At 65.4% G+C, this 12493-nt stretch carries 12 protein-coding genes; 10 read left to right on the plus strand and 2 right to left on the minus strand.

The features are described from left to right. Window positions 1-28: 28 nt before the first annotated feature. The 3 genes from rfaD to cysM all read left to right on the plus strand — a co-directional run bounded on the left by rfaD (window position 29) and on the right by cysM (window position 2551). Window positions 29-1021: an ADP-glyceromanno-heptose 6-epimerase gene (gene rfaD / locus BCEP18194_RS10935; RefSeq protein ID WP_011351340.1), complete on the plus strand. Its 993-nt coding sequence runs from the start codon at window positions 29-31 to the stop codon at window positions 1019-1021. A gap of 73 nt (window positions 1022-1094) precedes the next feature. Continuing rightward, on the plus strand, window positions 1095-1436 hold the full coding sequence (locus BCEP18194_RS10940; RefSeq protein WP_011351341.1) for a ComEA family DNA-binding protein: 342 nt from the start codon (window positions 1095-1097) through the stop codon (window positions 1434-1436). Between the two features lie 212 nt (window positions 1437-1648). Next, on the plus strand, window positions 1649-2551 hold the full coding sequence (gene cysM / locus BCEP18194_RS10945; protein WP_011351342.1) for a cysteine synthase CysM: 903 nt from the start codon (window positions 1649-1651) through the stop codon (window positions 2549-2551). Window positions 2552-2630: 79 nt separating this feature from the next. Here the strand turns inward: cysM and mltB are convergent, their stop codons facing one another. After that, window positions 2631-3974, minus strand: coding sequence for a lytic murein transglycosylase B (mltB, locus tag BCEP18194_RS10950; RefSeq protein WP_081436585.1), 1344 nt, complete (start codon window positions 3972-3974; stop codon window positions 2631-2633). A gap of 43 nt (window positions 3975-4017) precedes the next feature. Here mltB and BCEP18194_RS10955 point away from each other — a divergent pair, with 43 nt between their 5' ends. Then, window positions 4018-4941: a histone deacetylase family protein gene (locus BCEP18194_RS10955; protein ID WP_011351344.1), complete on the plus strand. Its 924-nt coding sequence runs from the start codon at window positions 4018-4020 to the stop codon at window positions 4939-4941. 32 nt (window positions 4942-4973) lie between these two features. On the opposite strand, the gene BCEP18194_RS10960 is transcribed toward BCEP18194_RS10955, so the two are convergent. Beyond that, window positions 4974-5894, minus strand: coding sequence for an alpha/beta hydrolase (locus BCEP18194_RS10960; RefSeq protein ID WP_011351345.1), 921 nt, complete (start codon window positions 5892-5894; stop codon window positions 4974-4976). Window positions 5895-6112: 218 nt separating this feature from the next. Here BCEP18194_RS10960 and BCEP18194_RS10965 point away from each other — a divergent pair, with 218 nt between their 5' ends. From BCEP18194_RS10965 to BCEP18194_RS10990, 6 genes are all read left to right on the plus strand, one after another. Beyond that, window positions 6113-7147, plus strand: a complete 1035-nt coding sequence (locus BCEP18194_RS10965; protein WP_011351346.1) for a methionine ABC transporter ATP-binding protein — start codon at window positions 6113-6115, stop codon at window positions 7145-7147. Further along, window positions 7137-7790 (plus strand): methionine ABC transporter permease, encoded by a 654-nt coding sequence (locus BCEP18194_RS10970; RefSeq protein ID WP_011351347.1) that lies wholly within the window; start codon window positions 7137-7139, stop codon window positions 7788-7790. The genes BCEP18194_RS10965 and BCEP18194_RS10970 overlap by 11 nt, the downstream gene beginning before the upstream one ends. A gap of 29 nt (window positions 7791-7819) precedes the next feature. Then, a complete protein-coding gene (locus tag BCEP18194_RS10975) occupies window positions 7820-8614 on the plus strand; it encodes a MetQ/NlpA family ABC transporter substrate-binding protein (RefSeq protein WP_011351348.1) in 795 nt (264 codons plus the stop codon). 228 nt (window positions 8615-8842) lie between these two features. Beyond that, window positions 8843-9592, plus strand: coding sequence for an electron transfer flavoprotein subunit beta/FixA family protein (locus tag BCEP18194_RS10980; RefSeq protein ID WP_011351349.1), 750 nt, complete (start codon window positions 8843-8845; stop codon window positions 9590-9592). 16 nt (window positions 9593-9608) lie between these two features. Next, window positions 9609-10544, plus strand: a complete 936-nt coding sequence (locus BCEP18194_RS10985) for an electron transfer flavoprotein subunit alpha/FixB family protein (RefSeq protein WP_011351350.1) — start codon at window positions 9609-9611, stop codon at window positions 10542-10544. Between the two features lie 100 nt (window positions 10545-10644). Further along, entirely contained in the window at window positions 10645-12435 is a 1791-nt protein-coding gene (locus tag BCEP18194_RS10990) for an acyl-CoA dehydrogenase (RefSeq protein ID WP_011351351.1), read from the plus strand. The last annotated feature ends 58 nt before the right edge of the window (window positions 12436-12493 follow it).

Consider the following 12493-nt stretch of genomic DNA (forward strand, 5'->3'; position numbering starts at 1 on the left):
TGGCTCGCACTTTTCAGGCAGGACGATCATGACCCTCATCGTCACCGGCGCAGCCGGTTTTATCGGCGCGAACATCGTCAAGGCGCTCAACGAGCGCGGCGAGACGCGCATCATCGCGGTCGACAACCTGACGCGCGCGGACAAGTTCCGGAACCTCGTCGATTGCGAGATCGACGACTATCTGGACAAGACGGAATTCGTCGAACGCTTCGCACGCGGCGATTTCGGCAAGGTACGCGCAGTGTTCCACGAAGGCGCCTGTTCGGACACGATGGAAACCGACGGCCGCTACATGATGGACAACAACTTCCGCTACAGCCGCGCGGTGCTCGACACCTGCCTCGCGCAGGGCACGCAGTTCCTGTACGCGTCGTCGGCGGCGATCTACGGCGGCTCGACGCGTTTTGTCGAAGAGCGTGACGTCGAGGCGCCGCTGAATGTCTACGGCTATTCGAAATTCCTGTTCGACCAGGTGATCCGTCGCGTGCTGCCGACGGCGAAGAGCCAGATCGCCGGCTTCCGCTATTTCAACGTGTACGGCCCGCGCGAAACGCACAAGGGGCGCATGGCGTCGGTCGCGTTCCACAACTTCAACCAGTTCCGCGCGGAAGGCAAGGTGAAGCTGTTCGGCGAGTACAACGGCTATGCACCGGGCGAGCAGACGCGCGACTTCGTGTCGGTCGAGGACGTGACGAAGGTGAACCTGTTCTTCTTCGATCATCCGGAGAAGTCGGGCATCTTCAACCTCGGCACGGGCCGTGCGCAGCCGTTCAACGATATCGCGTCGACGGTCGTGAATACGTTGCGTGCGCTCGACAACCAGCCGCCGCTGACGCTTGCGCAGCAGGTCGAGCAGGGGCTGATCGAATACGTGCCGTTCCCCGATGCATTGCGCGGCAAGTACCAGTGCTTCACGCAGGCCGACCAGACGAAGCTGCGCGCGGCTGGCTACGACGCACCGTTCCTGACCGTGCAGGAAGGCGTCGACCGCTACGTGCGTTGGCTATCCGGCCAGGTTTAAGCGGAAGCGTTGCATCGATAGACTGGGTCTCACGGTCGGCAGCCGCCGGCCGTATTCATCGGAGATCCAGCACATGATCAGGAAATGGTTGGCCGCAGCGGCAATGCTCGGCACGATCGCGTCGGCCTGGGCGGCCGTCGACGTCAACACCGCGAACGAGGACGCGCTCGTCGGCATCAAGGGCATCGGCCCGGCACGAGCGAAGGCGATTCTCGACGAACGCGGCGCACGCGGTCCGTTCAGGAATGCGGACGATCTCGCATCACGCGTGAAAGGCATGGGCGGCCATACCGTCGAGCGGCTTCAGCGGGAAGGGCTGACGATCGGCGCGGCCGGTACGAGTGCCGCGCTGCCGGCCGAGGGCAAGAAGCCGGCGAAGCCCGCGACTCCACCCGCACGCACCGTACAGAAGTAGCGCGCCACGCGCGGCCGGCAACGAGCTCCTTCAGTCGCCGTCGTTGCGACGGCTTCCCGCGGCATGCCGCGGGTTTTTTGCGTGGGCACGGCGCAGGGCGGCCACGCGTTGCATGCCACGCGTATTCCATCGTCGCAATGGGGTTGCCGGCGCGAGCAGCGGTGCTGGTTTACAATCGTTTGATTGATCGGCCTCGTACTCACGGTATATCCATGGCTTACAAAACTATCGAAGACACGATCGGCAATACGCCGCTCGTCCAACTGGTCCGCTTGCCGGACGACGAAATCCGCGCGCGCAACAACGTGGTGCTCGCGAAGCTCGAAGGCAACAATCCGGCCGGTTCGGTGAAGGATCGTCCGGCACTGTCGATGATCAGCAAGGCCGAGGCGCGCGGGCGCATCAAGCCGGGCGATACGCTGATCGAGGCGACCAGCGGCAACACGGGTATCGCACTCGCGATGGCAGCGGCGATCCGCGGCTACAAGATGGTGCTGATCATGCCGGAGGACCTGTCGGTCGAGCGCCGCCAGAGCATGGCCGCCTACGGTGCCGAGATCATCCTGACGCCGGTGAAGGGCGGGATGGAACTGGCACGCGATCTCGCGGACCAGATGCAGCGCGAAGGCAAGGGCGTGATCCTCGACCAGTTCGCGAACCCCGACAATCCGATTGCGCACTACGAAGCGACGGGCCCGGAAATCTGGCGCGATACCGAAGGGCGCATCACGCACTTCGTATCGGCCATGGGCACGACGGGCACGATCATGGGCACGTCGCACTATCTGAAGGAACAGAATCCGGCGATCGAGATCGTCGGTGCGCAGCCGGAAGACGGTTCGCGCATTCCGGGCATCCGCAAGTGGCCGGAAGCGTACATGCCGACCATCTTCGATCGCAGCCGCGTCGACCGCGTCGAGAACGTGAGCCAGGCCGCGGCGGAAACGATGGCGCGCCGGCTCGCGTCGGTCGAAGGCATTTTCGCGGGCATTTCGTCGGGCGGCGCATGTGAAGTCGCGATGCGCATCGCGCGTCAGGTCGAGAATGCGACGATCGTGTTCATCGTCTGCGATCGCGGCGACCGCTACCTGTCCACGGGCGTGTTTCCTGCCTGAGCGCGGGCAGGCGCGCGTCGTGCGCGTGAGATAAAAAAAGCGCCGCATCTGCGGCGCTTTTTCTTTGGGCGGTCGGTGCTTACTGCGACTCGGTGTCGGCAGTGGCCGGCTGGAGTGCGCCGCTCGCTTCCATCTGTGCCTTCACGGCCTCGCCAAGCTGGTACACGGTGAGCGCGTAGAAGAAGCTGCGGTTGTAGCGAGTCAGCACATAGAAATTCTTGAGACCGAGCATGTATTCGGTCGCACGTCCCGGCGACGGCAGGTCGACCACCGTCACGGGCGTGCCGGCTTCAGTGGTGATGTTGACCGCCGGCTCGTTCAGCGTCATGCCCGCGCGCAGCAGTTGCGACAGCGCCCAGTGCGGTTCGGGCTGGCCGTCGGCGGCGGCCTGGGCGATCCCCAGGCTGCCCGTATCGGGCGTGATCTGCCAGACCACCGGGCGGTCGGTTTCCCAGCCGTGCTGCTTCAGGTAGTTCGCGACGCTCCCGATCGCATCGACAGGACTGCTGCGCAGGTCGACATGGCCCGTGCCGTCGAAGTCGACCGCATATTCGCGGATGCTGCTCGGCAGGAACTGCGGAATCCCGATCGCGCCCGTATACGAGCCGAGCACGGTGGTCGGGTCGAGCTGGTTGTCGCGCGTCCAGACCAGGAAGTCCTCGAGGTTCTTGCGGAACGTCGCCTGGCGGCTGTCGCGATTCGGCGTGTCCGGATAGTCGAACGAGAGCGTCGTCAGCGCGTCGAGCACGCGGAAATTGCCCATGTAGCGGCCGTAGATCGTCTCGACGCCGATGATGCCGACGATCACTTCGGGCGGTACGCCGAACTGTTCGGATGCGCGCTGCAGCGTGGCCTGGTTCGCCTTCCAGAATTTCACGCCCGCGTTGATACGGATCGGTTCGATGAAGCGCGAGCGATAGACGCGCCAGTTCTTGACCGTCGGCGACGCAGCCGGCTTCACGAGCTTGACGGCCGTCGCCGAATAGCTGATGCGCGAGAACAGCGCATGCAGGCTGGTGGAGTCGAAGCCGTTGCGGCTCACCATCTCGTCGATGAACGCGTCGACCTTCGCGTTGTTCGCGTAACGCTGCGGAACAATTTCCTCTTCGAAGGTCTGGCCTTGCGGCGTCGGCTGCTGCGGCTGGGCCTGTGCGACGAGCTTGCCCGCGGACTTCGCGGGTTGCGTCTGCGCGCCGGCAGGCGCGGTGCCGAGGGCCGCGACCACCGCGGCCGCAACGAGCGGCACGCGAACACGGAACAGCGCGGAGAGAAGGGCGGCAGGCTTGCTGGAATTCATGTCGAAGCGGGCGGACAAGGCGATTGGGTACGGCGCAGTATACCCGACGGATCCGGCGCACCGGGGCGTGGCAGGCCCCCGTTGTGGTAAGTTAGCGGCGAATTCGCGGCAGACGATGGACATCATTGATGGAGACCTGCGGCGCACCGTGCGCCGTGGATGACAGCTTATGGCAACCGCTTTCTATACGCACCCCGACTGCATGCTGCACGAGATGGGGGAATGGCATCCGGAATGCCCGGCTCGCCTGTCGGCGATCCAGGATCAACTGATCGCGAGCCGCATCGACGACCTGATCGTGCACGAAACCGCGCCGTTCGCGAGCGAGGTGGCGCTGGGTCGGGTGCATACGCAGGCGCACATCGACTACATCCGGAGCATGACGCCGGTCGACGGCTACGTCGAGATCGATCCCGATACGCTGATGAACCGCGATACGTGGCGCGCTGCGCTGCGTGCGGCCGGTGCCGCGATTGCTGCGACCGACGCGGTGATCGAAGGCCGCTATGCGAATGCATTCTGCGGCGTGCGCCCGCCCGGTCACCATGCGGAGCCTGCGCGCGCGATGGGTTTCTGCTTCTTCAACAACGTCGCGATCGCCGCGCGACATGCGCTCGACGTACACGGTCTCGAGCGAGTCGCGATCATCGATTTCGACGTGCATCACGGCAACGGCACCGAGGCCGCATTCGCGAATGACGAGCGCGTGCTGATGTGCAGCTTCTTCCAGCATCCGCTGTACCCGTTCTCGGGCGTCGATCACCAGGCGCCGAACATGGTCAACCTGCCGATGCCGGCGCGCAGCAACGGGATGGCGATCCGGGAAGCCGTCGACATGTTCTGGCTGCCGCGGCTCGATGCGTTCAAGCCGCAGATGCTGTTCGTGTCGGCGGGTTTCGATGCGCATCGCGAGGACGACATCGGCAACCTCGGCCTCGTCGAAGCCGACTTCGAATGGCTGACCGCGCAGATCGTCGACGTGGCGCGCCGGCATGCGCAGGGCCGCATCGTGAGCTGCCTCGAAGGCGGCTACAACCTGTCCGCACTCGGGCGCAGCGTCGTGGCCCACCTGCGCGTGCTGGCCGGCATCTGATTACCGATTGACCGGGGCCGGGCCGGGCACGCTCAGCGCGCCGGCGCGCGTGCGTGAATCCACGCGATCAGCGCGTCGATCACGCGGTCGCGTTCGAGATCGTTCATCGTTTCGTGAAAGCCGCCTTCGTACAGCGTCAGCGTGCGATCGGGCGAGCCGACGCGCGCGCCGAACGCCCGGCTGCCGTCGGGCTCGGTCAGCTTGTCTTCGGTGCCGTGATAGACGAGCACCGGAACGCGCAACCCACCACGGCCGCTTTCGATGCGTGCCATCGCGTCGAGAATCTCCGCACCGGTGCGTGCGGGCACCGCGCCGTGATGCACGAGCGGATCGGCGCGATTGGCCGCGACGATGGCCGGATCGCGCGACAGCAGCGCCGCATCGATCTTGATGGCAGGGAAGGTCGGCCATACGCGGCTGATGACGCGGCTCACCGCGAGCATCCAGCGCGGCACGTCGCGCCCCGGCGCGAGCGCCGGGCTCGACAGCACGAGGCCCGTCAATGCGTGGCCACGTGTCGGCGCGCGCTCGATTGCGTACAGCGCCGCGACCGCGCCACCCATGCTGTGCCCCATCAGGAACAGCGGCGAATTGCCGCGTGCGGCTTCCGCGACCAGCGCATCCGCATCGTTCAGGTAGCCGTCGAAACGCTCGACCCAGGCGCGCTTGCCGGGTGACTGGCCATGGCCGCGCAGGTCGATCGCGAGCACGTCGATGCCGGCCGCATTCAACCGGCCGGCGAGTGCGGCATAGCGGCCCGCGTGTTCGGCGAGGCCGTGCACGAGCGCGATCGTCGCGCGCGGTGGCGCGGTGCCGCCTCCGGCGGGCCACCGGTACGACGCCAGTTCGAGCCCGTCCACGGTACGGAGCCGGCCCATGGTCGGCGCGGGCGACGACGAAGGTGCCGGTCCGGCGGTGGCGGGTGCGGCGGCCGGCGTAGTGGTGGCGGTCATCTGGCGTGTCCCCTGTCGGTTGGCATGTGTGTTCCGGATCATAGTCGCGGCACCGTCGTGACGCGCCAGCGGCGCTCCTCTAATTTCGTGTGGTTATGAAAAGATCGAAATCGATTATTAAGGGGAATGAGGGGTTTGCGGTAAAATCGCCGGTTATTCCAGATGCATCGGCGGCCGACTGGCGGGCCAACTCGCCAGCCGGCCGCCGTTTTGTTTACATGATCGAATTACGCAATCTTTCGCAGCGATTTCCCGGGCCGGGTGGCTGGGTCGAGGCGCTGCGCAACATCAACCTGACGATCCCGCAGGGCGAGGTGTTCGGCATCATCGGCCGAAGCGGCGCCGGCAAGAGCACGCTCGTGCGCACCATCAACCTGCTCACGCGGCCGACCGAAGGCAATGTCGTCGTCGGCGGGCGCGACCTCACGATGCTGCCGGCTGGCGCGCTGCGCGAGGCGCGCCGCGAGATCGGCATGATCTTCCAGCACTTCAACCTGCTGTCGTCGCGCACGGTGTTCGACAACGTCGCGCTGCCGCTCGAGCTGGCCGGTGCAAGCCGTGCCGAGATCGACGCCGCCGTGCTGCCGCTGCTCGACCTCGTCGGGCTGTCTGCGCAAAAGGATCGCTATCCGTCGCAGATCAGCGGCGGGCAGAAGCAGCGCGTCGGTATTGCCCGCGCGCTCGCGAGCCAGCCCAAGGTGCTGCTGTCGGACGAGGCGACGTCCGCGCTCGACCCCGAGACCACGCGTTCGATCCTCGACCTGCTGAAGCGCATCAATCGCGAACTCGGCCTGACGATCGTGCTGATCACGCACCAGATGGAAGTGATCAAGCAGGTGTGCGATCGCGTCGCGGTGCTCGATGCGGGGCGCGTGGTCGAGGAAGGCCGCGTGATCGACGTGTTCCTGCAGCCGCATCACGAAGTGACGCGCGCGCTGATCGGCGACGTGATCGCGCAGGAGCTACCTCCCGCGCTGAAGGCGCGCGTGGCCGAGCGGCTGAAGACCGGTCGCGGGCATCTGCTGCGGCTTGCGTTCACGGGCTCGGGTGTCGACCAGCCGATCCTGTCGGAGACGATCCGCCGGTACGAACTCGATTTCAACATCCTGCACGGCCAGATCGACGAGATCCAGGGGCAGGCATTCGGTTCGCTCGCGGTGCTCGCGGGCGGCGAGCCGGGCAAGGTCGGGCAGGCACTCGCGTTCCTGCGCGAGCAAGGTGTGGTGGTAGAGGAGCTTTCGTATGTTGAGTGAGATGTTCGATATGTTCGTGCAGTCGTTCTGGGAGACGCTGATCATGGTCGGCATCTCCGGAGTGGTTGGCGCGCTCGTCGGCCTGCCGCTCGGCGTGCTGCTCTACCTGACCGATCGCCAGGGCGTGCTGCAGAATCTCGCGGTGAATCGCGTGCTCGGCGGCATCGTGAATGCGGTCCGCTCGACGCCGTTCATCATCCTGCTGGTCGCGGTGATTCCGTTTACGCGGCTCGTCACGGGTTCGTCGATCGGCACGGCCGCGGCGGTCGTGCCGCTGACGCTCGCGGCCGCGCCGTTCATCGCGCGTCTCGTCGAGACGGCGCTGCGCGAAGTCGACCGCGGGCTGATCGAGGCTGCGCAGTCGATGGGCGCGACCACGTCGCAGATCGTCTTCAAGGTGCTGCTGCCCGAATCGCTGCCGGGCGTCGTCGCGGGCCTGACGATCACGTTCGTGTCGCTGGTCGGCTATTCGGCGATGGCGGGCGCGATCGGTGGTGGCGGCCTCGGCGATCTCGGGATCCGCTACGGCTACCAGCGTTATCTGCCCGAAGTGATGTGGACGGTGGTCGCGATCCTGATCGTATTCGTGCAGATCGTGCAGTCGTTCGGCGACTGGCTCGTCCGCCGGCTGAGCCACAAGTAAAACAAGATTGATCCGTTAGGGGACACACGATGCAACGACGCTTCATGCTGAAATTCGCGGCGGCACTGGGCGCAGCCGCGCTGTTCTCGGGCGCGCACGCGCAGGCCGAAACCATCAAGGTGGGCGTAACGGGCGGGCCGCACGCGCAGATCATGGAAGCGGTGAAGAAGGCCGCGGCGAAGAGCGGCCTCGACATCCGCATCGTCGAATTCTCGGATTACGTGCAGCCGAACGCCGCGCTCGCGTCGGGCGACCTCGACGCGAACAGCTACCAGCACGATCCGTATCTGCAGGCGCAGGTGAAGGATCGCGGCTACAAACTGATCAAGGTCGCGGATACCGTCACGTTCCCGATGGGCATCTATTCGAAGCGCGTGAAGTCGCTGGCCGAACTGAAGCCGGGCGCGCGCATCGCGGTTCCGAACGATCCGACCAACGGCGGCCGTGCGCTGCTGTTGCTGCAAAAGCAGGGCCTGCTGAAGCTGCGCGCGGACGCGGGGCTGAAGGCGACGCCGCTCGATATCGTCGACAATCCGCGCAAGCTGAAGATCGTCGAACTGGATGCGGCGCAGATTCCGCGCTCGCTCGGCGACGTCGACGCGGCCGCGATCAACACCAACTACGCGATGGAAGCGGGGTTGAAACCGAAACAGGACGCGATCGCGATCGAGGGTCCGAATGGCCCGTACGCGAACATCCTCGCGATCCGCGAGGCGGACCGGAGCAAGCCGTGGGTCGCGAAACTGGTCGCGGCCTATCATTCGGCCGAGGTGAAGCAGTTCATCGAAGGCAAGTTCGGCGGCGCGGTCATTGCCGCCTGGTAACAGGCGAAGCACGGCGTGCCCGGCAAGATTAGAGTCGATGATCGAAAACCCGGGCTTTGCGTCCGGGTTTTTTCTCTTTTAAAATAGAACGACCGTTCGCTATCATTGGCGCGTCGCCAAGAAGCGGTATCCTCGACAACCACGAAGGTTGGGTCCGCTTGGCCGCGCAGTCATGAGGCCTCGCTATAGAATGGCCTCTGGTCGTATTCGTAACTTTGGAGCGTGTGCATGAAAATCCTGGTGCCAGTGAAAAGAGTGGTCGATTACAACGTGAAGGTCCGCGTGAAGTCGGACAACACGGGTGTCGACATCGCGAACGTGAAGATGTCGATGAACCCGTTCGACGAAATCGCGGTTGAAGAAGCCGTGCGCCTGAAGGAAGCCGGTGTGGCGACTGAAGTGATCGCCGTGTCGGTGGGCGTCGCGCAAGCGCAGGAAACGCTGCGTACGGCGCTGGCGATCGGAGCGGATCGCGCGATCCTCGTCGAGTCGAACGATGGCGTCGAGCCGCTGGGCGTCGCGAAGATCCTGAAGGCGCTGGTCGACAAGGAACAGCCGCAACTGGTGATCCTCGGCAAGCAGGCCATCGACGACGATTCGAACCAGACGGGCCAGATGCTGGCCGCGCTGGCAGGCCTGCCGCAAGCGACGTTCGCATCGAAGGTCACGGTGGCCGACGGCAAGGCAACGGTCGCACGCGAAGTCGACGGCGGCGCGGAAACGCTGTCGCTGTCGCTGCCGGCGGTGATCACGACCGACCTGCGCCTGAACGAGCCGCGTTACGTGACGCTGCCGAACATCATGAAGGCGAAGAAGAAGCCGCTTGAAACCGTGAAGCCGGAAGACCTGGGCGTGGACGTCGCGCCGCGTCTGAAGACGCTGAAGGTGGTCGAGCCGCCGAAGCGCGCAGCCGGCGTGAAGGTGCCGGACGTGAAGACGCTGGTCGAGAAGCTGAAGACCGAAGCCAAGGTGCTGTAAGAGGGAGCGGAAAGAAATGACGATTCTGGTGATTGCAGAACACGACAACGCGTCGATCAAGGCCGCGACGCTGAACACGGTGGCGGCGGCAGCGAAGATCGGCGGCGATATTCACGTGCTGGTCGCGGGCCACAACGCGCAAGCGGCTGCGGACGCAGCAGCGAAGATCGCAGGTGTGTCGAAGGTACTCCTGGCCGACGCGCCGCAACTCGAAGCGGGCCTCGCGGAGAACGTCGAAGCCACCGCGCTGAACATCGCGAAGGACTACTCGCACATCCTCGCGCCGGCTACCGCCTACGGCAAGAACATTGCGCCGCGTATCGCCGCGAAGCTGGACGTCGCGCAGATCTCGGACATCACGGCGGTCGATTCGGCCGACACGTTCGAGCGCCCGATCTACGCAGGCAACGCGATCGCGACGGTGCAGTCGAGCGATCCGATCAAGGTGATCACGGTGCGTGCGACGGGTTTCGATCCGGTCGCAGCGGAAGGCGGTAGCGCATCGGTCGACAAGATCGAAGCGGCAGCCGATGCCGGCAAGTCGCAGTTCGTGAGCCGTGAAGTGACGAAGCTGGACCGTCCGGAACTCACCAGCGCGAAGATCATCGTGTCGGGCGGCCGCGGTCTGGGCAGCGGCGAAAACTACACGAAGGTGCTGGAGCCGCTGGCGGACAAGCTGAGCGCGGCACTGGGCGCGTCGCGCGCGGCAGTCGACGCCGGCTACGTGCCGAACGACTACCAGGTCGGCCAGACCGGCAAGATCGTCGCACCGCAGCTGTACATCGCGGTCGGCATCTCGGGTGCGATCCAGCACCTGGCAGGCATGAAGGATTCGAAGGTGATCGTCGCGATCAACAAGGATCCGGAAGCACCGATCTTCAGCGTGGCCGACTACGGCCTCGTCGGCGATCTGTTCGCGCTCGTGCCGGAGCTCGTCGCCGAGCTCGGCTAAAGCAGTGTGACGCTTCGGCGGTAAGCACACGAGAAGAGGGGCGCGACGAGCGCCCCTTTTTTTTTCGCCATCGACAGAAGAGAGAAGAGGGAGACACACCATGAGCTATCACGCCCCCGTCAAGGACATGCTGTTCGTGCTGAAGGAACTGGCCGGCATCGACGCCGTTGCGCAGTTGCCGGGCTTCGAGGATGCCGGTTACGACACGGCGCAGGCCGTGCTCGACGAGTCCGCGAAGTTCTGCGGCGAGGTGCTGGCCCCGCTGAACGTCGAAGGCGACCGCAACCCGAGCAGCTGGAAGGACGGCGTCGTGACCGCGACGCCGGGCTTCGGCGAAGCGTTCCGCCAGTTCGTCGAAGGCGGCTGGCAGGGGCTGCAGCATCCGTCCGAATACGACGGCCAGGGGCTGCCGAAGCTGATCGCGACGCCGTGCATCGAGATGCTCAACGCATCGAACCTGTCGTTCGCGCTGTGTCCGCTGTTGACCGACGGCGCGATCGAAGCGCTGCTGACGGCCGGCACCGACGAACAGAAGCAACGCTACGTGCCGAAGCTGATCTCGGGCGAATGGACCGGCACGATGAACCTGACCGAGCCGCAGGCCGGCTCCGATCTCGCGCTGGTGCGCTCGCGCGCCGAGCCGCAGGGCGACGGCACGTACAAGGTGTTCGGCACGAAGATCTTCATCACGTGGGGCGAGCACGACATGGCGGACAACATCGTCCACCTGGTGCTGGCGCGCACGCCGAACGCGCCGGAAGGCGTGAAGGGCATCTCGCTGTTCATCGTGCCAAAGTTCATGGTCAACGAAGACGGCTCGCTGGGCGCACGCAACGACGTGCACTGCGTGTCGATCGAGCACAAGCTCGGGATCAAGGCGAGCCCGACGGCGGTGCTGCAATACGGTGACCACGGCGGCGCGATCGGCTACCTGGTCGGCGAGGAAAACCGCGGCCTCGAATACATGTTCATCATGATGAACGCGGCGCGCTTCGGTGTCGGCATGCAGGGGATCGGCGTGGCCGACCGTGCGTACCAGAAGGCCGCGGAATTCGCGAAGGAGCGCGTGCAGAGCCGCCCGGTCGATGGTTCGGCCAGGCAGTCGGTGACGATCATCCATCACCCGGACGTGCGCCGCATGCTCGGCACGATGCGCGCGCTGACCGAAGGCGCACGTGCGCTGGCCTACGTGGCCGCCGCGCACAGCGACATTGCCCACCGCCATTCGGACGAGGCGACGCGGGCGCGTCATCAGGCAATCTACGAGTATCTGGTGCCGGTGGTGAAGGGCTGGAGCACGGAGATGGTGAACGACGTGGCGAGCCTGGGCGTGCAGGTACACGGCGGGATGGGCTTCATCGAGGAGACGGGCGCAGCGCAGTATTACCGCGATGCACGTATCCTTGCGATCTACGAAGGCACGACGGCGATCCAGGCGAACGACCTGGTGGGCCGCAAGACGATGCGCGACGGCGGCGCGGTGGCGAAGGCGCTGATCGCGGAGATCGGCGAGACGGTGGCGGCGCTGGGCAAGCTGGACGGTGCGGCGGCCGCATCGGTGAAGGCGCAACTGGAGAAGGGCGCGAAGGCGCTGTCGTCGGTGGTCGATTACGTGGTGGCCAACGTGAAGCAGGACCCGAACGCGGTGTTCGCGGGCAGCGTGCCGTACCTGAAGCTGGCGGGCGTGGTGCTGTGCGGGTGGCAGATGGGCCGCGCGCTGGTGGCGGCGCAGGCGAACCGCGCGAGCGATCCGGCGTTCTTCGATGCGAAGATCGCGATCGCGCAATGCTATGCGGAGCACGTGCTGGTGCAGGCAGGCGCATTCGAAGCGTCGATTGTCGGCACGAAGGGCAACGAGGGCGTGCTCGCGTTGACGGAAGACCAGTTCTGATTCCGCCACGCATCCGGTGAAACGAAAAAGGCGCCCCGAGGGGCGCCTTTTTCATGCT

It is taken from the genome of Burkholderia lata (assembly GCF_000012945.1).
GTDB lineage: Bacteria > Pseudomonadota > Gammaproteobacteria > Burkholderiales > Burkholderiaceae > Burkholderia > Burkholderia lata.

What these genes read in the sequence shown, in the direction of transcription:
- BCEP18194_RS10975 (WP_011351348.1), top strand. Translation starts at nt 7,820, where the DNA reads ATGCAACGACGCTTCATGCTGAAATTCGCGGCGGCACTGGGCGCAGCC.
- rfaD (WP_011351340.1), top strand. Translation starts at nt 29, where the DNA reads ATGACCCTCATCGTCACCGGCGCAGCCGGTTTTATCGGCGCGAACATC.
- BCEP18194_RS10965 (WP_011351346.1), top strand. Translation starts at nt 6,113, where the DNA reads ATGATCGAATTACGCAATCTTTCGCAGCGATTTCCCGGGCCGGGTGGC.
- BCEP18194_RS10960 (WP_011351345.1), bottom strand. Translation starts at nt 5,894, where the DNA reads ATGACCGCCACCACTACGCCGGCCGCCGCACCCGCCACCGCCGGACCG.
- cysM (WP_011351342.1), top strand. Translation starts at nt 1,649, where the DNA reads ATGGCTTACAAAACTATCGAAGACACGATCGGCAATACGCCGCTCGTC.
- BCEP18194_RS10980 (WP_011351349.1), top strand. Translation starts at nt 8,843, where the DNA reads ATGAAAATCCTGGTGCCAGTGAAAAGAGTGGTCGATTACAACGTGAAG.
- BCEP18194_RS10970 (WP_011351347.1), top strand. Translation starts at nt 7,137, where the DNA reads ATGTTGAGTGAGATGTTCGATATGTTCGTGCAGTCGTTCTGGGAGACG.
- BCEP18194_RS10955 (WP_011351344.1), top strand. Translation starts at nt 4,018, where the DNA reads ATGGCAACCGCTTTCTATACGCACCCCGACTGCATGCTGCACGAGATG.
- BCEP18194_RS10985 (WP_011351350.1), top strand. Translation starts at nt 9,609, where the DNA reads ATGACGATTCTGGTGATTGCAGAACACGACAACGCGTCGATCAAGGCC.
- BCEP18194_RS10990 (WP_011351351.1), top strand. Translation starts at nt 10,645, where the DNA reads ATGAGCTATCACGCCCCCGTCAAGGACATGCTGTTCGTGCTGAAGGAA.
- BCEP18194_RS10940 (WP_011351341.1), top strand. Translation starts at nt 1,095, where the DNA reads ATGATCAGGAAATGGTTGGCCGCAGCGGCAATGCTCGGCACGATCGCG.
- mltB (WP_081436585.1), bottom strand. Translation starts at nt 3,974, where the DNA reads ATGATGTCCATCGTCTGCCGCGAATTCGCCGCTAACTTACCACAACGG.